Genomic DNA, 1266 nt, shown 5'->3' with positions numbered 1-1266 from the left:
GGTTTATGGCGGTCAGCAGCGAAAGCGTTGCCATGGCCGGAAACACAAACGGCGTTATCGATGCCGGCCACAGCCCGGCGGCACACAGCGTGGCGACGACGCCGAGCGCCAGCGCCCTGTCGCTCTTGCCGAACGGCCCGGCATAATTACGCCCGACCTTGGCAGCGATGCCGAGCACGCCGGCGAACTCGGTCAGCACGGCCGATATCGCGAAGGCGACGACGCCCCATGCGCCAAATTCGGGAAAGACGGCAAAAGGGAGAATCAGCGCGAGGTCTGAAACGACGTCGCACAACTCGTTTAGATACATGCCAAGCGTCGAGGCTTGGCCATGCTCGCGCGCCAGCATGCCGTCCACGGCATTCAACGCCATGCGCACGAACATCACCAAGGGGATAAGCAACAGCAGCCAGCGCCATTCGTGCCAGATCGCAATGGCCGCGCCGGCGGCTATCGACATCGCGGCCGCCAGGATGGTTATGCTGTTTGCCGTGACCCCGATTGCCGCCAACCGATTGACCAGCGGCCGCAGTCGGCCCTGGAAGGCCGGCTTGAGAGCGTAAAGCGTCGGCATTGCGTTGATCCCCCGATCCTGTTCAGCGGCTGTACATCAATATGCCAGACGCGACCAGTGTAGCGGGGGCTACGGCCATCATGCGTTTGCAAATCGATAACCATGATTGGTCCGGCAAAGCTGTCATGCACATTTGCCGGCTTCTCGTGCAACGCGGCGTCTTGAATAGTGAGCACGCTTATTATATATCCCGCTCATGGTTTCCGATGGCATCGACAGATTGGGTTTCTTGATCCACGACGTGCAGCGCTTGATGCGCAAGCGCTTCGAGGCGAGGGCCAGTGGCTTGGGGCTTTCTTCGGCGCAATGGCGGCTTCTGGTCCGCGTTGCCAAGGAAGACGGTGTCGCGCAGGCGCGGCTGGCCGAACTTCTCGAAATCGAGCCGATCAGCGTTTCGCGCCTGGTCGACCGCATGGAAGAGGGAGGCTGGATCGAGCGTCGGTCCGACGCCGCCGATCGTCGCGTCCGCATGATCTTCCTGACGCCCAAGGCAAGCGATGCCTACGCCGTGATCAAGGGCATTGCCGGAGAAGTCTATGAGGAATCGCTGGTCGGCGTGAAGCCGGAAGCCCGTCGCGTCCTCATCGAAGGGCTCGAGGCGATGGTTCGCAACCTGACCGACGACGAGACGCCGTCCATTGAAAAAGTGAAGAATACAGAAGGCGCAGCAGCATGAACGCGGTAGCCAAGAT

General features: G+C 61.2%; 2 protein-coding genes. One reads left to right on the top strand and one right to left on the bottom strand.

The window, feature by feature from the left end:
* A partial coding sequence (locus tag EN750_RS34855) for a CDP-alcohol phosphatidyltransferase family protein (RefSeq protein ID WP_145968217.1) occupies positions 1 to 574 on the bottom strand: 574 nt, incomplete at its 3' end.
* A 196-nt stretch (positions 575 to 770) separates the two neighbouring features.
* Here EN750_RS34855 and EN750_RS34850 point away from each other — a divergent pair.
* Entirely contained in the window at positions 771 to 1250 is a 480-nt protein-coding gene (locus tag EN750_RS34850; protein ID WP_127399313.1) for a MarR family transcriptional regulator, read from the top strand.
* Positions 1251 to 1266: the final 16 nt, after the last annotated feature.

Source organism: Mesorhizobium sp. M7A.F.Ca.ET.027.03.2.1, assembly GCF_003999175.1.
Taxonomy (GTDB): Bacteria; Pseudomonadota; Alphaproteobacteria; order Rhizobiales; family Rhizobiaceae; genus Mesorhizobium.
This window is presented reverse-complemented; position numbering and strand designations above follow the sequence as displayed.